The organism is Mycolicibacter hiberniae, from assembly GCF_010729485.1.
Lineage (GTDB): Bacteria > Actinomycetota > Actinomycetes > Mycobacteriales > Mycobacteriaceae > Mycobacterium > Mycobacterium hiberniae.
In genome coordinates, this window is sequence record NZ_AP022609.1 from 3589165 (window position 1) to 3612518 (window position 23354).

Consider the following 23354-nt stretch of genomic DNA (forward strand, 5'->3'; position numbering starts at 1 on the left):
CCATGGGCCTGGATTCGCTGACCACGCTGGCCGTCACCCGCACCGGGCCGGCGGTTCGAGTGCTCATCGATCACGGCGAGATCAACATGATGGACGCCGCGATGATGGGCGACCTGTGGCGCCTGGTGAATTGGTTGCGGTCACCGGCCGGCCGGGACATCCGGGTGGTGGTACTGGAAAGTGCAAACCCCGACTTCTTCATCGCCCACGTCGACCTGGCTCTGCTGGCCGCCTCGGTCGACGACCCCGAGGCGGCCGTCGGCTCTTTTCAAGACCTGGCCGGCGCCTTCCGTGCACTCGACCAGGTCACCGTGGGGGTGGTCGCCGGGCGGGTGGCCGGCGGCGGGATGGAGCTGCTGGTCAACCTCGATCTGCGGTTCGCTGTCACCGGCCGGGCGGTGTTCAATCAGATCGAGACCGGGATCGGGGTCATCCCGGCCGGTTCGGGTCCGCAGCACCTGCTTCGGCTGCTGGGACGGGGCCGCGCGTTGGAGGTCATCCTCGCCCATGACGACCTCGATGCCGGGCTGGCCGAACGCTACGGGCTGGTCAACCGGGCACTGGCCCCCGACGCCGTCGCACCGTTCCTCGACCGGCTGGTGACCCGGATCGCCACGGTGCCGCTGGCCGACATCGCCGACATCAAGACCACCCTGGCCGCCCCGGACGTCGCCGCGGGCCTGGCGGCGGAGCGCTCGGCGTTCGCGTCGGTGCTCGGCCGTGGTGCCGCGCTGCCGAAGATGCGGCGTTTCCTGGCCGCGGGCGGTCAGACACCCGCCGGTGAACGCCGGCTGGCGGACCTGGTAGCCGACCTGGACCGGACGGAACCGGGATGACACCGTCCGACGGCGCGCCCCCGGACGTCACGGCCGCCCGTCCCACCGTCCGCGGTCGCGACACCCAGGCGCGCCTGGAGCAGGCGGCCCGTGAGGTGATCGCCCGCAAAGGCTTCTTCAAGACGACCATCACCGACATCACCTCGACGGCCAGGCGCTCGCCGGCGTCGTTCTATCACTATTTCGAATCCAAGGAAGACCTGCTGGCGTCGCTGGCCGAGGATTTTCGCGCGTTGGCCAAAAGCCGTGCGGTGCAGGCCTTGCACCCGGGTCAGGATCTGCGCGAGATCATCGAGGAGTCGGTACGGGCGCACTGGAACACCTACCGCGAACATCGCGGCGTCATGGTCGGGGTGTTCCAGCTGGCAATGATCAACGACGAGTTCGCCCAGCGCTGGCGCGACATGTGCGCCGATGCGATCGACTGGGTGGCGCAGACGGTACGGATGGCGCAGCGCAAGGGCTTTGCCTCCGATGCGGACCCGGAGCTGGTCGGCTCGGCCATCGTCGCCATGCTCAACAACTTCACCTACGTCTGGCTGGTGGCGGGCGGCGACGTCGCCGGGCGCGAACTGGACGAAGAAGCAGCAATCAAGACGCTCACCGACACGTGGTACCGCTCGGTGACCTGGCGTGATGACGGTTCATGATCGAAGGAGTGATGTAGTGGCAGTAACCCGCGAATTCGTTTCGCTCACCTCGGCGTCGGGAGTGGTCAACCCCGCCGGTTATCACCCCGCCCAGGGGTTGTACTGGACGCCGAGCGGTGCCGCTCCGAAGGTGGCGGTGATCGCCAGCCACTACAACGTGGACTTCGCCGAGCACTACCTGGCGCCGCTCATCGCCGAGCGCGGCTACGGCTTCCTGGGTTGGAACACCCGCTACCGCAGCGGCGAGTCGCTGTTTCTGCTCGAACATGCCCTGCTGGACATCGCGGCCGGGGTGCGCTGGCTGCGCGAAGAACGCGGTGTGGACGTGGTCGTCCTGCTCGGCAACTCCGGCGGCGGCTCTTTGATGGCCGCCTACCAGTCTCAGTCCGTCGACCCGCACATCACCGCCGTGGGCGGCGGCCCGGTTCCCGACGCGGTCAACGCCCTGCCCCCCGGCGACCTGTACGTCTCCACCCAGGCCCACGCCGGACGGCCGGAGGTGTTGACCGCGTGGATCGACCCCTCGGTGACCGACGAGTCCGACCCGCTGTCGTGTGATCCGTCTTTGGACATGTACGCCGAGGAGAACGCACCGCCCTACACCCCGGAATTCATCGCCCGTTACCGCCAGGCCCAGCGGGACCGCAACGACCGGATCACCGCGTGGGCGCAGGCAGAGTTGAAGCGGCTGAAGGCAGGCGGCGCCTACGACCGCGCCTTCTCGGTGCACCGGGTGTGGGCGGACCCGCGCTACCTCGACCCCTCGCTGGACCCGTCGGACCGCCCGCTCAACCAGTGCTACCTGGGTGATCCGCGCCGCGCGAACCGCTCCCCGTACAACATCGCCGCGCACTGCACGCTGCGGACCTGGCTGTCCATGTGGAGCCTGCAGACCTCCTTCTGCCAGGGCGCCCCGCATCTAGGACGGATTACGTTGCCCTCCTTGGTGATCCAGGGCACCGCCGACACCGGAGTCTTCCCCAGCGACGCCCACCACATCCACGACTCGCTGGCCAGCACCGACAAGCAACTCCACTTCATCGCCGGCGATCACTACCTCGAACAACCGACGGACAGCCGGGCCGTGTGCGCGGATCTGGTGGCGTCCTGGATCGCCGAACGCACCTGATGGGGGAACTCGACTTCGACTTCCGGGACCCGGACCTGCATGCTGATCCGCTGGCCTACCAGCGGCGGTTCGCCGAAGCCGATCCGGTCCACCGCAACAGCCAAGGCCTGTGGGTGCTTACCCGCTACGCCGACGTGCTGGCGATGCTGCGCGATGACCGGGTGAGCACCGATCGGCGAAATCTGTACCGCGGCAAGCTCGATCCGGGACGCCCGTACCTGGCGCACGTGGAGCACAATTTGTTCTACCGCTCCGGAGACGATCACCGCCGGCTGCGGGCACCGCTGTCCCGGGCGTTCACACCGCGGGCGCTGGCGTCCTTCGAAGCCGAAGTCGCGGCCCGCGCCCGGTCCTTGGCGGCGGGGCTGGATCGGGACGGCTTCGACTTGGTGGCGCAGTTCGCCAAGCCCTTGCCGCTGGGGGCGATCGCCACCCTGCTGGGGGTGCCCGACAGCGAACTGGACAATTTGGCGGCCTGGTCGCTGGCGCTGATCGCGGCACTGGAGCCGGCCGCACCGCGCGCGGTGTTCACCGCCGCCGATGACGCCGCCGCGGGGATGAAGGCCCTGCTCGCCGACCTGCTGGCGCTGCGCCGCACCGACCCGGGCCACGACCTGCTGTCGGTGGTGGCCACCAGCGGATTGCCGGTGTCCGATGACGAACTGCTGCACAACGCCATCTTCTTGCTGTCGGCCGGCCATGACACCACTACGGCCGTCTTGACCGGGGCGGCCGCGCTGCTGATCGGCAGCCCTGGGCAGCGCAACCTGCTGGCCGACTCCGCCGCCGCTCCGCACGCCGTCGATGAACTGGTGCGGATGATCAGTCCGGCGCTGATGATCTCCCGGGTGGCGGGCGCACCCATCGAGATCGCCCGCGGGAACGAGACGGTGGTGATCGACACCGGCGCGCCGATCCTGCTCGGATTGGCTGCCGCCAACCGAGACCCGGCGGTCTTCCCCGAACCGGATCGGCTCGACCTGACCCGATCTCAAACCGGCCACCTGGGGTTCGGCTTCGGTCCCCACGTCTGCCTGGGCGCCCCACTGGCCCGCATGCAGATCCGGTTGGGGCTGCTGGCGCTGTTCGACCGGTTCCCGCAGCTGACAGCACAGGCCCCGCCGTATCGGGAGCCGAGCGCGGTGTTGACCAGCTACCGCTCCTATCCGCTGGCGGCACGGGGATAGCCGCGGATAATCGAGGCATGACCAACTACGACAGAGCGATACTGGCCGGCGGCTGCTTCTGGGGCATGCAGGACCTGATCCGCAAGCTGCCCGGGGTGGTGTCCACCCGGGTTGGCTACACCGGCGGCGACGTGCCCAACGCCACCTACCGCAATCACGGCACCCACGCCGAAGCCATCGAGATCACCTTCGATCCCGCGGCGACCGACTACCGCAGCCTGTTGGAGTTCTTCTTCGCCATTCACGACCCGACCACCCCCAATCGGCAGGGCAATGACATCGGGACCAGCTACCGGTCGGCGATCTTCTACCTCAATGAGCAGCAGCGCCAGATCGCGCTCGACACCATCGCCGACGTAGAGGCGTCGGGCCGATGGCCGGGCAAGGTGGTGACCGAGGTCAGCCCGGCCGGTGAGTTCTGGGAGGCCGAACCCGAGCACCAGGACTACCTGGAACGTTTCCCGGGCGGCTACACCTGTCACTACATCCGTCCGGACTGGCAGCTGGCGCCCCAGCGCTAAGCGGCGTCAGTCGCGGCGGCGCACGGTGATCCGGCCGCCGTTCTTGGGTGTGAAGGCCACACCCCGGGAGTGGAACTTCTCGCCCGGCGCTGTGGTGGGCTCGATGGCCAGGCGCTGCAGCACCGTGCGCAGCACCAGATCCATCTCCACGTTGGCGAATGTCGAGCCCGGGCACCGTCGGGTTCCGCCGCCGTAGGGCAGCCACTCGAACGCCGACGGGCTGGCGGTGAGGTAGCGCTGGGGATCGAACCCGTCGGGGTCGTCGAATGCGCCGGGGTTTCGGTGGATCTCGTTGATCGCCACGATCACCGAGTACCCCCGCGGGATCACCCACTCGCCGATCGTGACGCTGGGTGCGTAGACATGCCGTCCCGAGAAGTCGATCACGGTGCGCACCCGCTGCACCTCGCGAATGGCGGCACGCCGCAACGCGTTACCGCCGGCATCTGCCTCAGCGGTCAGTTCGTCGAGGAGCCCTGGATGGCGACTCAGCCGCTCGAAGACCCAGGCCATCGTCGATGCCGTGGTCTCGTGCCCGGCGGCCAGCAGGGTCAGCAACTCGTCGCCGATCTCCTTGCGGGTCATGGCCGTGCCGTCTTCGTAGGTGCTGCCCAAGAGCAGGGTCAGCACATCCGAACGGTTCTCGAAGTCGGGATCGGCGCGAACGTCGGCGATCAGCTTGTCCAAGACGACCTCGTACTCGGCGCGCCAGGCGGCCAGCCGGCCCCATGGGGTGAACCGGCCGTAGTGGCGGATCGGAATCGGCAGTGCCGCAAGGCGCGAACCCAGCGTCACCCACTTGGGCAGGCCGATCCGCAGCTTGTCCAGGTCGGCGCCTTGCGCCCCGAAGATCGCCCGCAGGATCACGTTGATGGTGATCCTGTTCATCGGCCGAAAGGTGTCGAACGGCTCTCCGATGGGCCAGGTGGCCATCTCGCGCAGAGTCTCCTCGACGATGATCTGCTCGTAGGCCCGCACCCGCTTGCCGTGAAACGGCGGGCTCAACAGGTTGCGCCGCCGCCGATGTGCCGCACCGTCCAGGGCGAACACCGACCCTTCCCCCAGGATCCGCGACAGGTTGGGCTGGATGTTGCCCAGATCCTCCGGGCTGGTCAGCAGGACCTGCCTGGCCAATTCGGGATCGGTCACAAAGACCGTCGGCCCGAACATCGGAACGTCGAGGGTGAAGGCGGCGCCGTAGCGCCGGGTCAGACCCAGCAGGGCCCGGCGGCGGGACACGATGAACAGCAGTCCCGCCGTCAGCTTGGAGTTACGCGGACCGGGCGGCAGGTTGATCGCCGGGGGGTCGGGGGGCTCGATGGCGTCCGCGGCCGTCCCGGCAACCATATGGGTCATGCGACGCCTCCCGACGTGAGCCGTGGTACTGGGGCGTACCAAATCGGTGAGGGACACGGTACTCTCAAGTGCCAGTCAGCGGCAAGGCTTACCCGCGGGGAGGTGGGGCGATGACGATCCCGGCAATCGATGCCCCGGCGACCGACGCCGTCGACCCGTTCCGCCGCCGACTGCTCGACGGGCTGGCCGATTCGATCACCGAGCGCGGGTACCGGGCCAGCACCGTCGCTGAGATCGTGCGCGCCGCCCGCACCTCCAAGCGCACCTTCTACGACCACTTCGCCAGCAAGGAGGAGTGCTTCCTGGAGCTGCTGCGCGTGGACAACGAGGAATTGGCTCTGCGAATCCAGACCGCGGTGGACCCCCAGGCCGAATGGCAGGTCCAGATCCGTCAGGCGGTCCAGGCCTACGTCGCCAAGATCCGCGCGCGACCGGCGATCACCTTGAGCTGGATTCGCGATATGCCGTCGCTGGGCGAGGTTGCCCGGCCGGCCCAGCGCCACGGTCTGGAGTTGATGTCGAACCTGCTGATCGAGCTCAGCGGCAGTCCCGGGTTTCGCCGGGCGAACCTTCCGCCGTTGAGTCCGGCCCTGGCGGTGATTCTGCTGGGCGGCCTGCGCGAGCTCACCGCCCTGGCTGTCGAGGACGGCACCGATATCGGCGTGATCACCGAGCCGGCCATCGACGCGTCGATCGCACTACTGGGCCCCCGGGGCTGACTCAGCTCCAGGGCAGTGCCAGTTTGCAGATCTTGCGGACCACGCTGCCGAACTGCTTGAGCAACGGCCCGGCGTTGTAGGGCACGCCGTAGCGCTCGCAGATCTCGCGTACCTGCGGTGCGATTTCGGCATACCGGTGCGCCGGCAGGTCGGGAAACAGGTGATGCTCGACCTGAAACGACAGGTTGCCGGTCAGGACGTGAAACCACTTGCCGCCGGTCAGGTTTGCCGAACCGAGGATCTGGCGGTAGTACCACATGCCCCGCGACTCGTTCACGGCCTCTTCGACGGTGAACTCCTGGGTGCCCTCGGGAAAGTGCCCGCAGAAAATGATCATGTAGGCCCACACGTTGCGCATCAGGTTGGCGGTCAGGTTTCCGGCAAACACCAGCGGCGCGAACGGCCCCGCCAACAGCGGGAAGGCTACATAGTCCTTGAGGGTCTGGCGCCGCACCTTCTGCCAGGTCTCCCGCAGCATTTCCCGCTTGTCGGCCAACCCGATCTCACCGGCGCGGATGCGTTCGGCTTCCAGTTCGTGCACCGCGACTCCGTACTGGAACAGCACCATCAGCAAGAAGGCGTACAGCGGGTTGCCCAGGAAGTAGGGCTCCCAGGGCTGCTTGTCGCTCATCCGCAGGATGCCGTAGCCGACGTCGCGGTCCATCCCGACGATGTTGGTGTAGGTGTGGTGCATGTAGTTGTGCGAGTGCCGCCACTGATCGGCGGGGCAGGCAGTGTCCCACTCGAAATGCTTGCCGTACAACGCCGGTTCGCCCATCCAGTCGTACTGGCCGTGCATGACGTTGTGACCGATCTCCATGTTGTCGAGGATCTTCGACAAGCCGAGCATGGCCGTGCCGGCCAGCCAGGCCGGCGGGAGGATGCCGAAGAACAGCAGGGCGCGCCCGCCGACCTCCAAGGCGCGCTGCGCCTTGATGACGCGATGGATGTAGTCGGCGTCACGCTCGCCGAGGTCGTCGAGGACACGCTGACGCAGGGCGTCGAGTTCGGCGCCGAAGGCGTCGAGCCGCGCGGGCTGGTCGGTGCGAACAACCTCGGTGAGCTGTTCGGGCGCCGTCACCTGGTCGGGGGTCAGAACTGATACGGACATGGTTGGCTCCTTTCTAGAGGTCGATCTCAACGTCACCGACGGGCACCGAAACGCAGATCTGGATGTCTTCGCTCTCCGCACTGGAAAGCGCTCCCGTGATCAGGTTGCGAACCGTGCCCACGGATTTGCGGCACGTGCAGCTGTGGCAGATGCCCATCCGGCAGCCGCTGGCCGGTTTCAGTCCGGCGGCTTCGGCCTGTTCCAACAGGGGCCGGCCGTCATCGACCACCGCGACGGTGCTGTCGAGGAATGTCACCCGCCCACCGGAGGCGCCGGCCGGCGCGAACTCCGGCGGCACGAAGCTCTCCGAGATCGCGTCGGGGCGCTGCTCGCGCACCGCTGCCACCAGGCTGGGTGGACCGCACACATAGACCGCCTCGGCGTCTGGCATGGCGGCCTGCAGGTGTTCGGCACCGAAATGGCCCCGCAGGTCGCCGGCGTCGGGCATGCGGGTGTAACCGTGCAGGACGCGGACTCGCGGCATGGCCGAGAGTTCGTCGCGGTAGCAGGCCTCCTCACTACTGCGGGCGTAGTGCAGGAACGCCACCCGGCCCGCGTATCGCTCGGCGTTGAGCGTGCGCAGCATCGACATCACCGGGGTGATGCCGCTGCCACCGGAGATCAGCAGAATCCGGCGGGGGCGGATCGCGGGAAGTACGAAGTCACCGGCGGGCCGGTCCAGGCCGACGACCATCCCGGGCCGGGCGTTGCGGTAGAGGTGCTCCGAGACCAGGCCCCCTTCGTGGCGGCCGATGGTGAGCTCGAGCAGCCGCTGGCCCTCGGCGCTTGCCGGCGAGTAGCAGCGGGTGCGCCGGCGCCCGTCAATGTCGACGGACAGGTTGACGTGTTGGCCGGCCTTGAAACCAGCGAACGCGTCGTTGGGTTGCAGGAGCAGCGTCACGCTGCGCGGGGTACTGCGGCGGACCTCCACCACCCGGGCGCGGGCATGTCGCGACCATGTCGGCGACACCAGTTCGGTGTAGCGGTCGACCCCGTGGGGGCCGGTGAGCAGATCGACCAGGCTGGAACCCAGGACCCGCCGCGTCAACGTTTGAGTGAACATATGTACACAGTGAACACTCGTTCACAACGAGTCAAGGCTTCTTTGCCCGATGTGTTACGCTTCACAACAGTGAACAGTCGTACGCCGAATTCCAGAAGTGGGCGCACGCGGCCACCGCGGACCGAGCGTGCAGCCCGCCCTGAGCGTCCGCCGCGCCCCGAGCAGCAGCCGGAGCGGGTTTCCCGCGAGGAACGCAAGGAGGTCACCCGCCGGGCCATCATCGGCGCGGCGCTGACCCTGGTGGACGAACGTAGCTTCAGTGCGCTGAGCCTGCGCGAGGTGACACGGGCTGCGCACATCGTTCCGGCCGCTTTCTATCGCCATTTCGAGTCGATGGACGCCCTGGGTCTGGTGCTCATCGACGAGTCGTTTCGGGCACTGCGTGAGACTCTGCGCGAGGCCCGGGCCGGCGGCGTGGACCCCAGCCGGATCATCGAGTCCTCCGTGGATGTCCTGGTCGAAAGCGTCAGCTCCCGCCGGGAGTACTGGCGGTTCATCAACCGGGAGCGCTTCGGCGGAATGACCGTGCTGCGCTACGCGATCCGCACCGAGATCCGGCTGATCACCTCCGAACTTGCCACCGACCTGGCGCGCTTCCCCGCATTCAGTGCCTGGAGCTCCGAGGATCTCAACATCCTGGCGGGACTGTTCGTCAACGCGATGATCGTCACCGCCGAAGCCATCGAAGACTCCCCCGATCCCGAGACGCTCACCGAGATCAAAAGCGTTGCGGTCAAACAACTTCGAATGATCGCAGTGGGCGCCGGCGGCTGGCGCAGCAAGCCCTGAACCCGTGCGCCCCGCCGCTCGGAATGCCCCTGGGAAGCTGGCCGACGTCACCGGCCCGGGCATCACCGACAGGTGGGGCGCGACCTGCGCAGACCTCGGCGCGTCGGTGCTGGCGCCTAACGGAACGCTGGTGTCGGTGTTCGGCGACACCTTCGCCGGCGACCGTGTCGGCCAGGGCGATTGGCGCTCCCCGGTGATCCTGATCGGCACCGGCGACGCCACCCATCGGATCCGTTACCACCGGGCCGGCGGCATTGAGGCGCACTACGCCCGCCAACTGTGGCACTACCGGCACCGCGAACCGGTCTCGTGGCGCGACCGCGACGCCATCAGCACCGTGATCCCGTCGGATCTGCTCCGAGTGGAGCAGATGCTCTACTTGCACGCGATCGTCAACCGCGGCTTTGGCCACGTGGCGTGGACTGAGATCTGGCAGTCGGCCGACAACGGCGTCTCCTGGCACAACGTCGGAACACGGTTTGCAGCCCGACTGCATCGCGGACACGCCCAGTGCTGGTCCTGGGACTACGACCCCGAAGACGGTTGGGTGTATGTGGTCTCGACCGGGTTCCAGCGCGACAAAGGCGTCATCCTGCAGCGCGTGCGCCCCGCACATCTCGGGGATCCTCGCAAGTACTCCGGCTGGGGCTATCGCGGCGAGCGCCGCGCATGGGGCCGCCCCCCGGTTCCGGTCACCCCACCCGGCGAGACCTGGGGAGAGCTGTCCCTGCGCCGGCTGGCCCCGCGCACCTGGGTTCTCGGCGGGTTCATCTCGTCGCACTATGCCCTGGGTTACCGGGTGCTGGAGTCGCCCGCGGCGGATCTGGCCGGGGCACGGCTGCAGCTTCCGCTGCTCGGTTGCGGCTGGGAGGACGAAGACCACGCACGCGGCATCGCCCAGCTCTACGGGGGCTACGTGCTGCCGCGTTCCCGGGTGGATCACCCCGGCGGGGTGGGCCTGATGGTCTCGCAGTGGCACACCGCGCGGGGCTGGCCCTACCGGGCGATGCAGTTCCGCGCGACATTGGTCAGCGACAGGGACGTTCCCTAGTCCACAGGCGCCTGGACCCGCCGACCCCTCGACGACAACGTTGATTCCTCAGTAACTTACTGGGCAAATGAGCGAACCGGGACGCTAAGCTTAATTTTTCCTGGGGGCTAGCTGCTAGCATCACCGCCAAGTGTCCGCAGACTCCGGTGAGGGAATTGATCGTGACAAAGGTGAAGCAGTTTCTGTGCGGTGCGGCCGTCGCCAGCCTGGTTGCGGGCTCGGGAGCAGCGGTAGGGGCCCAGGTGGGCCTGTCGTCAGTGACCGCCGACTGGATGCTCACCGCCGAGCACGTGTTGCTGATCGGTCTCGACGGCGTCAACCTCTCCAAGGTCTTGGAATACGCCTACAACGACGACAGCGGGTTCAAGACGGCCATGGAACAGGGCGTCACCGGAACCGCAAGCATCATCAACCACACGACGCTCTCCGGACCGTCCTGGTCGACGGTCCTCACCGGCGTGTGGGACGACAAGCACGGCGTCTTCAACAACATTTTCCGGTCCGAGCCGTACAACGCCTGGCCGTCGGTGTTCAACCTGATCGAGTACAACAAGCCCGAGATCAACACCACGATCATCAGCAACTGGGGATACCTCAACCAGCTGGCCGAGTCCGGGGGATACCCGGTCGACAACAACGTCTTCGTCCCGGCCGGGGACAGCCCGGCCGACAGTGACGCGGAAGTCACCGCGCTCACCATCGCCCAGATCCTGGGCACCGCGGACAACCCCGATGACATCTCCAATTTCCTGTTCTCCTACCAGAGCCAGGCCGACCACGCCGGACACGAGTTCGCCGGCGGGTCGGAGGAGTACATGCAGGCCATCATGAATCTCGGAGGCAACCTCCAGCAGATCCTGGCCGCAATCGCCCAGGTGCAGGCGATCACCGGGGACGACTGGTCGATCATCGTGACCACCGACCACGGCCACCAGCAGACGGTGACCCTGCCCGGTCTGAGCATCGGCCACGGCTTCCAATCACCCAACGAGACGTCGTCGTTCGTCATCTTCGATCAAGCCGGCAACGATGCGACCGACGGCAGCCAGAACCTGAACTACTCGATCGCCGACATCACGCCGACGATCTTGTCGCTGTTCGGCATCTCGCTGCGCTCGGACTTCGACGGCGTCTCGCTGACAGACGACCCGGCCGTGCTGAACAGCCACGTCACGCCCGTCGATCTGGAACAGGCACTCCTGTCTGCGCTGGCGATGTATGGCTACCCGAACATCGGCAACGACATCGAGCTCGCCATCCGGACTGTGGTCGGGTCCGTGCCGTACTTCATCGACAAGTTCATGACCGGGATCGACACATTCCTGCAGGGAATCGTCGACCAGGACATCTTCCTGATCAGTGGGCTGGCCGAGGGCGCTCAGCTGATCAACGGTTTCTTCGGCGGCCTGACCGTGGATGTCACCAACACGCTGGCGCACGGTGTTGCGTACCTGCTCGGCTCGGGCGTAGTCGCGCCCACGGACGCACCGCTGCCGCTGCCGGGCAGCGCCGAGTTCTCCGACCCGTCCCTGCTGGATATCGACCTGGCTGAGCTGTTCGACTTCGAGGCCCTGTTGGGCTGATCCGCCGAAGCCGGCGGCGCCAACACCAACCACTTCGACCTGGAGACCCGATCGTGACAACAATCAAGAGATTCCTCTGTGGTGCGGCCGTCGCCAGCCTGGTCGCCGGCACGGGTTCGGTGGTGGGCACGCAGGTGGGCATGTCCACCGTGACCGCCGATTGGCTGCTGGCCGCCGAGAACGTGCTGCTGCTCGGCACCGACGGAACCCGCATCGACAAGGTCCTCGAGTACGCCTTCAACGACGACAGCGGCTTCAAGATGCTGGCGGACCGGGGCATTACCGCTGTCACCAGCCTCACCGGCCACCAGACGCTGTCCACGCCGTCATGGTCGACCATCCTCACCGGGGTGTGGGACGACAAGCATGGGATCGTCACCAACATCTACCGTCCGGAGCCGTACACAACCTGGCCGTCGGTGTTCAACCTGATCGAGTACAACAAGCCGGAAATCGAGACCACGGTCATCTCCGGCCGGGGCCTGTTCACCGAGATCGCCTCCACGGGCAACTACCCTGCCGACAACATCGTCGCCATATCCGGCGGTTCCTCGTCGGCCGAGATGGATGCGCTGACAACCGGCGAGACCATCTCCCGGATTCTGGCGACCACCACCAATCCTGAGCTCTCGAACTTCATGTTCGCCTACCAGTCCCAGGTCGACCATGCCGGACACTCCTACGGCGCCGAGTCGGACGAGTACACGCAGGCCATCATCAACGTCGGCGGCAACCTCAAACTGATCCTGGAGGCAGTGGCCCAGGCCGAGGCGGCCACCGGTGACAAGTGGACCATCATCCTGACCACCGACCACGGCCACCAGGCGAATCCGGAGCTGCCCGGTTTCAGCCTCGGACACGGACTCCAGTCACCTCATGAGACGACGAGTTTCATCATGTTCTCGCTGGCCGGGAACGAGGAGCAGGCCGGTGCCCAGAACTTGGCCTACCAGACCGTCGACATCGTGCCCACGATTCTTCAGGCCTTCGGGATTCCCATGCGGTCGGACTTCGACGGCACCCCCATGCAGCTCGACCCGGAATTGCTCAACAGCACCGTCTTCCCCGATGACCTGAAAGCGGCGCTGCAGGCCGCAATCAACACCTACGGCTACCCGGACATCGGTACCCACCTCATGCTGGGACTTCGTGCGCTGGCGGGCGGTGCCGGCTACTTCATGCGGGACTGGGCCTTCCCCCCCGTCAACAACTTCCTGCAGTCGATCATCGACCAGGACATCTTCCTGATCAGCGGGCTGGCCCAGGGCGCCCAGTGGGTGTTCAACACCGTCGGCGGGTTCGTGATCGACGTGGCAAACGACTTGGGCCGCGCTGTCGCATACCTGACCGGAGCCGGCGCCACCCCGCCGAACGACGCACCGCTGCCGCTGCCGGCCGATTTCACCGGTTCCCTGGAGGCGTTGCTGGCCGACCAGACCTTGGCCGCCGTCGACCTCGGGGTCCCCGACCTGGTCGAGGTCGATGTGCCGCCGGTGCTCGACCTCGACGTGTTGGTGGACTGACGCGGTCCACTCACGAAGCTTGGGCTTCCCGCTCTGCCGCGGGTTTTTCCACGGTTCCCTCGCGTGAGGAGACCTACCGAGAAACCTGAGTTTTCGCTGGGTAACTGCTAGTATCTTCGAGCATCAGCCCCATCACTGCTGACAAAGGGGAACCGATCGTGATATCCGCCAAGAAGTTTCTGTCGGGAGTGGCCGTTGCAACCCTGGTTGCCGGCACCGGGGCCGCCGTCGGGACCCCGGTAGGGCTGTCGGCGACCACCGCCGACTGGTTGTTGGCCGCCGAGAACGTGCTGCTGATCGGTACCGACGGCACCAACCTGTCCAAGATCCTGGAATTGGCCTACGACGAGGGCAGCGGCTTCCGGACCCTGATGGACCAGGGCATCACCGGGGCGGCAACCGAGGTCAACCACACCACGATTTCCGGCCCCTCCTGGTCGACGATTCTGACCGGCGTGTGGGACGACAAGCACGGCGTGATCAACAACGTGTTCTCGGCCGAGCCGTACAACTCGTGGCCCACGGTGTTCAACCTGCTCGAGTACTACCGCCCCGAGGTCAACACCTCGGTGATCGCCGACTGGGACTACATCAACGACATCGGCGAGGCCGGCGGCTACCCGGCCGACAACAACCTCTTCGTCCCCTTCCAGGGGTCCTGGGCCGACACCGATGCCGAGGTCACCGCACAGACCATCTCCCAGATCCTCGCGACCACGACCAACCCGGACATTCCGAACTTCATCTTCTCCTACCAGGTACAGGTCGATGAGGCCGGACACTCGTTCGGGGGCGGCTCCGCGGAGTACGCGCAGGCCGTCGTCAATGTCGGCGGGAACATCCAGCAGATCATGGATGCGATCGCGGCGGCCCAGGCCGAAACCGGCGACGGGTGGACCGTCATCGTCACCACCGACCACGGCCACCAGCAGTCGCTGGGATTCGGTCACGGCTTCCAATCGCCCAATGAGACTTCGCAGTTCGTCATCTTCTCCCTCGCCGGAAATGAGGCGCAGGCGGGCAGCCAGAACCTGAACTACTCGATTGCCGACATCACGCCGACAATCCTGCAGATCTTCGGCGTTCCGCTGCGGTCGGACTTCGACGGTTCCCCGATGTTCACCGACCCGGAGATCACCGGAAGCCTGGTGGAGCCCGTCGACCTCAAGCAGGCACTGCTGTCGGCGATCTCGATGTACGGCTACCCCAACATCGGCAACGACCTGGCGCTGGGCCTTCGCACCGTGGTCGGCACGATTCCCTACGTGCTCAACGGGCTGGTCACCGAGATCGACAAGTTCCTGCAGGGCATCGTCGACCAGGACATCTTCCTGATCAGCGGGCTGGCCGCTGTCGGCCAACAGATCAATGACTTCTTCGGCGGCCTGACTGTGGACGTGACGCAGTTGATGGCGCGCGGCGTCGCCTACCTGACGGGATCCGGGGTGATCGCGCCGACCGACGCTCCGCTGCCCCCGCCGGGAAGCGCGGAGTTCTCCTGGCTGGATGCTCTGCTGACCGACCAGGGCTTCGGCGGCGGGGACCTGGTCGACGCCGACGTGACTCCGCTGCTCGACCTCGATCTGGACGCACTGGCGGCCTGACCCGCCCGACAACACGCACGTTGTGCCGCCAGGCGAGAGCATCTTGCCTGGCGGCACAACGCGTTTTGCGGTAATTCCGCACCCCTCGCCGAGGGCGCAGAGCGCTGCGATAGCGTCCTGACAGTCACCTGGGCCCTCGCCGGGCCAGGTCCCGGTCAGTGATCTCGTCCCCTGAAGGAGCGGTGGAACCGTGAAGACCCCCATCTGCGAGCAGTACGGCATCGACTTTCCGCTGTTCGCCTTCAGCCACTGCCGCGACGTGGTGGCGGCGGTGACGAACGCGGGCGGCTTCGGTGTGCTCGGCGGCGCCGCCTACACCCCCGAACAGCTGGATCAGGAGCTGACCTGGATCGATGAGCAGGTCAAGGGGAAGCCGTACGGCATCGACATCATCGTCCCGGCAAAGTTCGAGGGCAAGGGCGAGAACCTGTCCGGCCGCCAACTCTCCGGCCGGATCCCCGACGAGTACAAGTCATTCATCGCAGATCTGCTGGCCCAACACGACATCGAGCCCGACGAGACCCCCCGCCTGGGATCGGCGTTGCTGGCCGGCAGCGCCGGCGAGCAACTGCTCGAAGTTGCCGTCTCCCATCCCATCCGCCTCATGGCCAACGCGCTCGGCGTCCCGCCGGACTACATGATCAAGTCCGGAAAAGACAACGGCATCCCGGTTGCGGCCCTGGTGGGCGCCAAGGAGCACGCCATCAAACAGGTGGCCCACGGCGTCGACCTCATCGTCGCTCAAGGCACCGAGGCCGGCGGGCACTGCGGCGAAGTATCGACGCTGGTCGTGGTCCCCGAAGTCATCGAGGCCATCGATGACGCCGTGCCCGTGCTCGCCGCCGGGGGGATCGTCACCGGCCGCCAGATGGCGGCGTGCGTGGCGCTGGGCGCCGCCGGTGCCTGGACCGGTTCGGTGTGGCTCACCACCGAGGAAGCCGAAACCGCGCCGCACACCGTGCAGAAGATGCTCGCGGCCAGCTCGCGGGACACCATCCGCTCCACGGGGCGCACCGGCAAGCCCGCTCGCCAGCTGGTCTCGGACTGGACGGACGCGTGGCGGCCCAACGAGAAGGGCCATCCGACGTTGCCGTTGCCGCTGCAGTCCATGCTGGCCGAGCCGACGCTTCGTCGCATCGACAAGCTGGCGGCCACCGGGCATCAGGGCGCGCAGGCCCTCTCGACCTACTTCGTCGGCCAAGGCGTGGGCCTGATGAACAAGGTGAAGCCGGCGCGCGACGTCGTGTTCGAGTTCGCCCGGGACTACCTCGCCGCCGCTGAACGCCTCGGCGACACCGTCAGCGACTGAGCCGCACCGGCCGGCTAGGGCGTCTGCGGCTCCCGCCACATCTTCCACAACGTCGGGCCGCCGTTGGGCACCTTGATCTCGCCGATCACACGGAAACCGAACCGCTCGTAGTACGGCACGTTCTCCGCTTTGCTCGACTCGAGGTAGGCCGGGCACAACTCGGCGTCACAGCGATCCAGCCGCGGCTGCATGACGGCCTGCCCGAAGCCGCGCCCCCGCACCGCGGGGTCGCTGCCGATCACCGCCAGGTACCAGTGCGGCTCGTCGGGGTGGTTGGCATCCAGCAGATCGGTCAGGGCGCGGCCCTGGGAGAGCCGAAAGCCCAGAGACAAGAGCAACGACGGCACCATCCGCAGCTGCGACCACACCGACTGTTTCCAGCGGTTGGGCGGATCCCACAGCGCAGCCGCCCCGACATCCGCACCGTCGTACGCCACCTCGACTCCGCCGCCGGCCAGGTGGTGGAAGCGGGTCGAGGTGCCGAAGAACGTCGTCAGCTGTCCGGTGCGGGCGTCGTCATCGGGTAACAACCACATCGACACCGGGTCGTCGTAAAACGCCCGCCCCAAGGCCTGCGCCAGTGGTGTGATGTCCGGTTTGAGCGCGGGCCGCGCTTCGATTGCCATGCGGTTAGATTAATGTCTCGGGTCCGGCGGGTGCGCAGATTATTTGCGCGCGGGGGCGCTGGGCAGCGGCGTTCACGCCGGGCTTGCTTGCCGCACGCAGCCGATCCATCGGCTGCGGCCGCCTCGGTCCGCCGGTGATCCGCAGGCGAAATCCGGTACTGCACTAAGGAACTCATTCGGCTGTCCACCAAGGGGCTATGCCCCATCCGGCGACGACCACGGGCGCCAGGCCCGCCTTGCGGTGGGGGCGACGTTCTGGGCGGTCGGGACCAACACATCGGTTTCGCTCCCGCCCCACCAGCACCGGGGCCAACCAAACAGCCCGGGCGTTTACCCACCCGGTGACGGTATCCCTGGCTTAGCCTGGACCGAGATCGAACCACAGGAGGAAGTAGTGAGCGACCACGACATCCGGATGATCGTCTTGTCCACCGACAACCTGGACGAATCGATCAAGTTCTACAGCGAGACCCTGGGCATGCCGCTGAAGTTTCGCGACGGGGCGCACTTCGCCGCCCTTGACGGCGGTTCGGTGACCCTGGCTCTGGCGACCGCGGTCGACCACCCCATCCACGGGCAGGTGGTGGTCGGCATCAAGACCGACGACGTCGACGGTGCGGCAAAGGCCATCGAAGCCAGCGGCGGCGGCATTGTGAAAGGCCCCTACGACGATGCCCATGAGCGTCGGGCCGTGGTCTACGACAACAAGGGCAACGGACTGGTTTTCTATAAGCCGTTGGCGCGGTAGGGGGATTTCCCTTTAGTCGCCGCGCTGCATTCGACCGGTGTGTCGCCGGATTCGAGTTTAACATCCGGATTGTGACGATGACACCGCCACCGTGGCCTGCGCCGCCGCCCGCCCAGTCACGGGGGCGGTCAACAGCGATAGTTGCGGTGGTTGCTGCGTTGTTGGCCGCAGCCGCGTTGATAGTGGCAGTTGTTTCTCTGACCCGATCGGCGCCGGCCGCACTACCGGGTTTCACATCAGCACAGAAGGCCGATGCGAAGGACCGGCTCTGCGCTCGTTACAAGCTTGCAGCCAACGCGGAGCACATCGAGACGAACACGTCCAATAACATTGCGCTCGCGCGCCTCTCGGCAACCAATGGTGCACTGATCCTTGAGACGGCTGCGATGGACCCCGCCTTGGACCTCCAGTACCGCGACGCGGCAAAAGCTCTGGCACTCAGTTATCAGACTCTCGTCGCCGTGGCCACTGGCAGCGAGGAGGATGACCCGCAGCTAGGTGCAGCGATCAACGACGCGAACGCTAAAGTTCGCGTGATGCATGAGCTCTGCGGCGATTAATCCAGCGCCCCAGGTCTCTGTAATTGCGCTGGCGACTAAACGCGGTTCTAGCCCGGATGTAAACGCAGAATCGCGTCGCGGGCTACCATCCGCACTGTGACGATGACACCACCGCCTTGGCCCGCGCCGCCGCCTGGTCGACCCAGTGGCCGGCCGATCGCCGCGCTAACCATCGGCCTTATCGCCACCGCTGTAGTGGCTATAGCGGGCGTTCTCATTAGCCTCAACCGGCCCGCCCCGCCCGTGGCCACGTACTCCACCGGCGAGAGGGCTGCGGCAAAAGTACAGTTCTGCGAGAGATACCGACTGGCTGTTCGCGCTTCCCAAATCGATACAGCCCCAGGCGGCGAGATTGCTTTGGCGCGTATTGCCATGGTCAATGGTGCCCAGATACTCGAAACGGCGGTTGCCGATCCATCGCTTGACGCCAGTCTCCGCGACGCTGGACAAGCGTTGGCACTGTCCTTCCAAACCCAGGCAGCATTGGCCAGCATCGAAACCGGCATGTCGGCGACATGGCAGCAAATAGTTGACGACACGAACGCTAAAGATCGAGCGGTGAAGGCGCTGTGCGGTGAGTGAGCACATAGATGGCCAGCTACGGCAGGTCGTGTAATGAGCAGTTCTCGGCTCCGGCGCCGGCACATCGAGTTACGATCCGCGATGTGAGCGTCTCGCCGCAGCCCTGGTCTGCAGCGCCACCAGCGCCCCCGCCCCGCCAGCTGGGTATCGTTTTCCCCTACTCAGTACCGCCTTGACGGTGGTGGCCCTGGTGGTAGCCGTCGCGGCATTTGCCCGGGCTACGCCCCGCCCGACTTATACCGCTGCAGAGAAGGCGGCAGCTGGGGAAAAGCTATGCAACCAGTACAAACTCGCGGGGCGCGCTGCGCACGTCGAAACCCGAGCCGACGGGGATACCGCACTGGCGAGGATTTCCATGGTCAACGGAGCGCTCATCCTTGAGACTGCCGCCTCAGACCCGGCCATAGACTCAAAATACCGCGAAGCCGCCCGCGAACTGGCGGATTCCTACCGAACAATGGCAGCTTCAGGCAGCATTGGCGGTCCGGACGAATACCAGGATCTGATTAACATCACGAACGCCAAGTTATCAACAATGAAATCCCTGTGCGGCGACTGAGCGAACCAGCCGCCCACGCCGCGTGGACCAGGATTTCTTCAGCCGCGCTGCGCGCCACCAAATGAACGTGAGCGCGGTGCCCGGGCGCAGTCTATATTCGCGACGTGAACACGAATTCGCCGCATTTGCCTGCATCACTTCCCCCCGCCCGCGCGGGGCGCCCGGCCATAGCGCTCGCGGCGTTAGCGGTCCTGATTTCAGCCACGGCATTGATGGTCGCGCTCACCCGGCCGTCAGAAGGTGCGGAGCGGCCCTTCACGGCTACTCAGAGGGCTGACGCGAAGGACCATCTCTGCCGCAGTTACAGGCTGGCAGCCCACGCGGAACATATCGAGACCAATATGCCGGACAACGCAGCACTCGGGCGTCTGTCTGCTACCAATGGCGCATTGATCCTTCAAACTGCCGCAGCCGACCCAGCTGTTGAAACCAAATATCGCGATGCAGCCCGCAACCTCGCACTCAGCTATCAAAAGCTCGTTGCGATTGCTACCGGTAGAAACGCTAATGACCCGGAAATCACTGATGCGATCGCGGACGCGAACGCCAAAGACAGAGTGATGGTGGAGCTGTGTGGAGAGTGACGCCACTTAACGGCCAATCGGCCTTCGCCAGGGCTACGCTTCTGTTGATCGGCGCAACGCGCTAATCGCAATCGACGCTTCTGGCGGGATCCCGCTGTAGACCGCACGCGCCGACAGACGCTAACACGCCATGCCGGAGGTTGATCTCCTGACGGTTGCCTTAATTGTAGAGAGCAGTACGTGGCCTCAGTTGACGACATGAACGCCAAGGACCTGGTCATGCTGCGGATATGCGGCAGGTAGCCAAGGCGTATCTGGCAGGTATCGAATTCCTCAAAATACAATAGCGGGGTTTGCAGACCACTCGTTCGAGCTTAACCCTGATAGGTGCCGGCACTAAAGCGGCCGCCCCTTCCTAGCAAGGGGCGGCGATACCCTCCGAAAGGTGACCATGTTGCCGCCCTCCTGGCCTGAGACGTCCCCCGTTTGTGCGCACAGCCGGTCCACACTGCTAGTACAGACCTTCACGGTGATCATTTCGTTGGCCGCGCTTACCCTGGGAATTGTGGCGGTCAATCGGCCCTCTTCCTCACCTGCCTACACCGAGGCGCATAGAGCTGCGGCGCTGTCGATGCTTTGCGAGCGATACAGGCTTGCCGCCGAGAGCGTGAAAATTGAGACGACGACCCCCGACAACGCTGCTTTGGCGCGAATTGCTCTAACAAACGGTGCCGTTATGCTCGAGACCGCTGGAGCAGACCCTGCACTCGACGCATCCGTGCGTGATGCTGTTCGTGAACTGGCGCTGGGGTACCAGGATTTAACGGCGATGGGAACCGCCGGCATTGTGAATGAATCTCAGTTCGAGTCCCGCATGGACGCCGTCAATGACAAAAATCGCGTGCTGAAGGAGGTCTGCAGACGGTGATCGGCGCCCAACGGACTGGTACGTCACCTACGCCACTTCAAGCAGGTTCACTGAACGGAGCGAGGCTAAACAGCCGGGCGGCCCTCATTTCCAGCGACAGGCGGCGCTGTTCGAATACCGCGCGGTGCTCGGCATCGCAGCGGGAACAAAGTCGGTGATCGACAATCTCCCGGTGTAGATAGGTATAGGGTCGGGCCAAAGGTGGGATCAGGCTTCTCGGAGACAACGATGGCGCTCGTCGTGGCTATGGAAGGGCTTCCCGCATGACTTCCAAACTGGCCCTTAGCGCTACACCGCCCCATGAGATTGCGCCGCCCCACCGGTCGTCACGCCTTCTCATCCCAATTCTCGTTGCACTTTCGGTTTCCGCTTTGGTCGTGGCAATCGTGGCGCTAGTCCGGCCAACCCAACCTTTGACTTCCGTTCATACGGAGCAGCAACGCATCGCCGCGAAGGCACACCTGTGCGAGACGTACAGCCTCGCGGCGGACGCTGAGCACGTTGAAACCAACGGCGACGACCCCGCTTTGGCACGCATTTCACTGGTGAACGGGGCCGGCATGCTCGAATCGGCGACTTCTGACCCTGCGCTCGAGGCCGAATATGGCGCCGCTGCAAAAGCGCTGGCGCAGTCGTATCGGGCGATGGCAGCCGGAGCGTCACTGGGCTCTGAAGACTCCGTGTATAAGTCGGCACTCAAAGCTGTGATTGCCCAAGAGAGCGTGCTGAAGCTTTTTTGCGGGCAGTGAACTGATTTTTCGCCGGCATCTTTGAACCAGCCCTTGGCGTCGCGTGCCGTTGGTCGCGGTGGCGTCCCCCGCGGTCAGCCGCTTTAGGGCTAGGCCGTCCGCATCCGACGGAGGCCTGTGGGTGGCCGCCCCCGCAGGCCCCACACATAGCGTTTGCCTGTCGGTACTTCCATCCCCGCTGCACATAGGGCGGATCCACGAGCCCACCTGGGGCTAGCAAATTTCGCGCGCAGACCCTGCAGTCACACGATGTAAGCGAGAATTCGGCAGGAAGATTAACATCCGCACTATGGCCACCCCAGAACCGGACCGGCTGGCAACGTCGGATGTCCCTCCCCGGCGCGACGGGCGCGGCTTAACTCTCAGTGGGTATGTGGCTTCGGCCGCTGCGGCTAACGCCGAAGAGCGCAACCCGAAAGCTTCCTGCTGTGACTGATCTACCCCCCGGCAAATGGTCGACTTACCTAGTTGGAGCGTGGTGGCCCGCGCCTCCAACCGAGGTGACTAACAGTGTCCAGCACTGGTCGTTTCAGTCGAGCGCTAAGGAGCAGGAGGCCGTCGAACTCCAGTCTTTTACGCAGAGCGTTAGCGCTAGGAACAGCGGGCTGACGACCGAAGACGAGTTGATTCGCCTCCGAATCGGCTACAACCGTCTTGCGAGCGCCGCTGAGCACTGTCGCAGCAAGAGCGTCGCGTGCGACAGCGTCGCCAGGGCCGTTATCGAACTGCGCCGAAATCTGACCAACGTCGCCAACCGCTATAACCCGCTCATCGACAACCTGGTAGCGAAGAACACCCCCGAGTCGCTAGCCGAAGCTGTCAGTCTCACCTCCGACGCCAATGCCGAATCTGGCAAGCACAGTGCCGATGCCATCAGCAAGATCACGGCGGCCACCGAGCAAATGTTCGTAGATTTGGGCATCGAGGGGGAAGCCCAGCGATGGTTGCAAGACAACGGCGCAAAGATGACTCCGGAGAGCTCCCCCATACCCTCCAGCGACGAATTGGTCAGAGCAGCTGCTGGGACGTCGGATCTTCCTTTTCCGTTCGGTACCGGAGACATGAACGATCACGCCGAGACCAGCGGGCTACCGTTCCCGTTCGGCATGCTGGAGCGGTCAAACACATCAAAACCTGCTGACAGCAGCAGTTTAGAGTCGAGTGCCTACGACGTCAGCCGAACACCCGCCACACTCGATAACAGCGGAGGCGTAGTTGGCGGAACCGGCACCAAAGGAACACCCACCCCACCCGCCACCAGTGCCATAACAGCCGGCGGAATCGGCACCAAAGGAACACCCACCCCACCCGCCACCAGTGCCATAACAGCCGGCGGAATCGGCACCAAAGGAACACCCACCCCACCCGCCACCAGTGCCACAGCAGCCGGCGGAACCGACATAGGTCCGCCGCCCTTGTCCACCCCCGGCGCTCCCACCCCCGGCGTAACGGGCGGCATCACTTCCGGGGGCGCCATGCCGCCGCCCATGGCCTCTGCCATGCCGGGCGTCGGCGCCCCTGGCGGCTCGCCTGAGGGTGCGATGTCGCCCGGGCTTGCCACCGGCGGGCAAGCCCAGGCGTTTGCGTCGGGCATGCCCGGCGGTCCATCGGGACCCGGCGGGTCGCCCCCGCCGCTGCCGCCCGGCG

Annotated in this window: 23 protein-coding genes; 19 read left to right on the top strand and 4 right to left on the bottom strand. The window is 65.7% G+C overall.

The window, feature by feature from the left end; genetic code table 11:
* Positions 1–2 precede the first annotated feature (2 nt).
* From G6N14_RS16970 to msrA, 5 genes are read left to right on the top strand one after another with little or no spacing between them, the layout of a single operon-like run.
* Positions 3–836 carry an enoyl-CoA hydratase/isomerase family protein gene (locus G6N14_RS16970; RefSeq protein ID WP_085136008.1) on the top strand — a complete coding sequence of 278 codons (834 nt, stop codon included), beginning with the start codon at positions 3–5 and terminating at the stop codon, positions 834–836.
* Positions 833–1486, top strand: coding sequence for a TetR/AcrR family transcriptional regulator (locus tag G6N14_RS16975; protein ID WP_085136007.1), 654 nt, complete (start codon positions 833–835; stop codon positions 1484–1486). Before G6N14_RS16970 ends, G6N14_RS16975 begins: the two co-directional genes overlap by 4 nt.
* Positions 1473–2615: an alpha/beta hydrolase gene (locus G6N14_RS16980; RefSeq protein WP_085136006.1), complete on the top strand. Its 1143-nt coding sequence runs from the start codon at positions 1473–1475 to the stop codon at positions 2613–2615. Before G6N14_RS16975 ends, G6N14_RS16980 begins: the two co-directional genes overlap by 14 nt.
* Complete coding sequence (locus G6N14_RS16985) at positions 2573–3802, top strand: cytochrome P450 (RefSeq protein ID WP_133054920.1); 1230 nt, start codon at positions 2573–2575, stop codon at positions 3800–3802. Before G6N14_RS16980 ends, G6N14_RS16985 begins: the two co-directional genes overlap by 43 nt.
* Before the next feature lie 17 nt (positions 3803–3819).
* Positions 3820–4323, top strand: coding sequence for a peptide-methionine (S)-S-oxide reductase MsrA (msrA, locus tag G6N14_RS16990; RefSeq protein ID WP_085136004.1), 504 nt, complete (start codon positions 3820–3822; stop codon positions 4321–4323).
* A gap of 6 nt (positions 4324–4329) precedes the next feature.
* Here msrA and G6N14_RS16995 read toward each other — a convergent pair whose 3' ends face one another.
* Positions 4330–5670: a cytochrome P450 gene (locus G6N14_RS16995; RefSeq protein ID WP_407663177.1), complete on the bottom strand. Its 1341-nt coding sequence runs from the start codon at positions 5668–5670 to the stop codon at positions 4330–4332.
* Between the two features lie 119 nt (positions 5671–5789).
* Between G6N14_RS16995 and G6N14_RS17000 the strand changes: the two genes are divergently transcribed.
* On the top strand, positions 5790–6398 hold the full coding sequence (locus G6N14_RS17000) for a TetR/AcrR family transcriptional regulator (RefSeq protein ID WP_085136002.1): 609 nt from the start codon (positions 5790–5792) through the stop codon (positions 6396–6398).
* Between the two features lies 1 nt (position 6399).
* On the opposite strand, the gene G6N14_RS17005 is transcribed toward G6N14_RS17000, so the two are convergent.
* Both G6N14_RS17005 and G6N14_RS17010 read right to left on the bottom strand, forming a co-directional pair.
* The gene (locus tag G6N14_RS17005) at positions 6400–7509 is read right to left on the bottom strand and encodes a fatty acid desaturase family protein (protein ID WP_234808935.1); all 1110 of its coding nucleotides are present in this window, start codon (positions 7507–7509) and stop codon (positions 6400–6402) included.
* A 13-nt stretch (positions 7510–7522) separates the two neighbouring features.
* Positions 7523–8572, bottom strand: coding sequence for a ferredoxin reductase (locus tag G6N14_RS17010; RefSeq protein WP_085136001.1), 1050 nt, complete (start codon positions 8570–8572; stop codon positions 7523–7525).
* 69 nt (positions 8573–8641) lie between these two features.
* Here G6N14_RS17010 and G6N14_RS17015 point away from each other — a divergent pair, with 69 nt between their 5' ends.
* From G6N14_RS17015 to G6N14_RS17040, 6 genes are all read left to right on the top strand, one after another.
* On the top strand, positions 8642–9361 hold the full coding sequence (locus G6N14_RS17015; protein WP_234808934.1) for a TetR family transcriptional regulator: 720 nt from the start codon (positions 8642–8644) through the stop codon (positions 9359–9361).
* Positions 9362–9365: 4 nt separating this feature from the next.
* On the top strand, positions 9366–10412 hold the full coding sequence (locus G6N14_RS17020) for a glycoside hydrolase family 183 protein (protein WP_085135999.1): 1047 nt from the start codon (positions 9366–9368) through the stop codon (positions 10410–10412).
* 161 nt (positions 10413–10573) lie between these two features.
* Positions 10574–11995 (top strand): alkaline phosphatase family protein, encoded by a 1422-nt coding sequence (locus tag G6N14_RS17025; RefSeq protein ID WP_085135998.1) that lies wholly within the window; start codon positions 10574–10576, stop codon positions 11993–11995.
* 53 nt (positions 11996–12048) lie between these two features.
* A complete protein-coding gene (locus G6N14_RS17030; protein ID WP_085135997.1) occupies positions 12049–13518 on the top strand; it encodes an alkaline phosphatase family protein in 1470 nt (489 codons plus the stop codon).
* Between the two features lie 158 nt (positions 13519–13676).
* Positions 13677–15122, top strand: a complete 1446-nt coding sequence (locus G6N14_RS17035; protein ID WP_085135996.1) for an alkaline phosphatase family protein — start codon at positions 13677–13679, stop codon at positions 15120–15122.
* A 190-nt stretch (positions 15123–15312) separates the two neighbouring features.
* The gene (locus tag G6N14_RS17040) at positions 15313–16431 is read left to right on the top strand and encodes a nitronate monooxygenase (RefSeq protein WP_085135995.1); all 1119 of its coding nucleotides are present in this window, start codon (positions 15313–15315) and stop codon (positions 16429–16431) included.
* A gap of 14 nt (positions 16432–16445) precedes the next feature.
* Here the strand turns inward: G6N14_RS17040 and G6N14_RS17045 are convergent, their stop codons facing one another.
* A complete protein-coding gene (locus G6N14_RS17045) occupies positions 16446–17057 on the bottom strand; it encodes a GNAT family N-acetyltransferase (RefSeq protein ID WP_085135994.1) in 612 nt (203 codons plus the stop codon).
* Between the two features lie 415 nt (positions 17058–17472).
* Here G6N14_RS17045 and G6N14_RS17050 point away from each other — a divergent pair, with 415 nt between their 5' ends.
* The 7 genes from G6N14_RS17050 to G6N14_RS17080 all read left to right on the top strand — a co-directional run bounded on the left by G6N14_RS17050 (position 17473) and on the right by G6N14_RS17080 (position 21707).
* Entirely contained in the window at positions 17473–17805 is a 333-nt protein-coding gene (locus tag G6N14_RS17050; RefSeq protein ID WP_275986728.1) for a VOC family protein, read from the top strand.
* A 77-nt stretch (positions 17806–17882) separates the two neighbouring features.
* A complete protein-coding gene (locus G6N14_RS17055; protein ID WP_109559837.1) occupies positions 17883–18365 on the top strand; it encodes a hypothetical protein in 483 nt (160 codons plus the stop codon).
* 96 nt (positions 18366–18461) lie between these two features.
* The gene (locus tag G6N14_RS17060; protein ID WP_133054919.1) at positions 18462–18947 is read left to right on the top strand and encodes a hypothetical protein; all 486 of its coding nucleotides are present in this window, start codon (positions 18462–18464) and stop codon (positions 18945–18947) included.
* Positions 18948–19125: 178 nt separating this feature from the next.
* Entirely contained in the window at positions 19126–19506 is a 381-nt protein-coding gene (locus G6N14_RS17065) for a hypothetical protein (protein ID WP_179960846.1), read from the top strand.
* Positions 19507–19610: 104 nt separating this feature from the next.
* Positions 19611–20090 (top strand): hypothetical protein, encoded by a 480-nt coding sequence (locus tag G6N14_RS17070; RefSeq protein ID WP_179960847.1) that lies wholly within the window; start codon positions 19611–19613, stop codon positions 20088–20090.
* A gap of 385 nt (positions 20091–20475) precedes the next feature.
* On the top strand, positions 20476–20958 hold the full coding sequence (locus G6N14_RS17075) for a hypothetical protein (RefSeq protein WP_133054918.1): 483 nt from the start codon (positions 20476–20478) through the stop codon (positions 20956–20958).
* A gap of 263 nt (positions 20959–21221) precedes the next feature.
* Positions 21222–21707: a hypothetical protein gene (locus G6N14_RS17080; RefSeq protein ID WP_133054917.1), complete on the top strand. Its 486-nt coding sequence runs from the start codon at positions 21222–21224 to the stop codon at positions 21705–21707.
* Positions 21708–23354: the final 1647 nt, after the last annotated feature.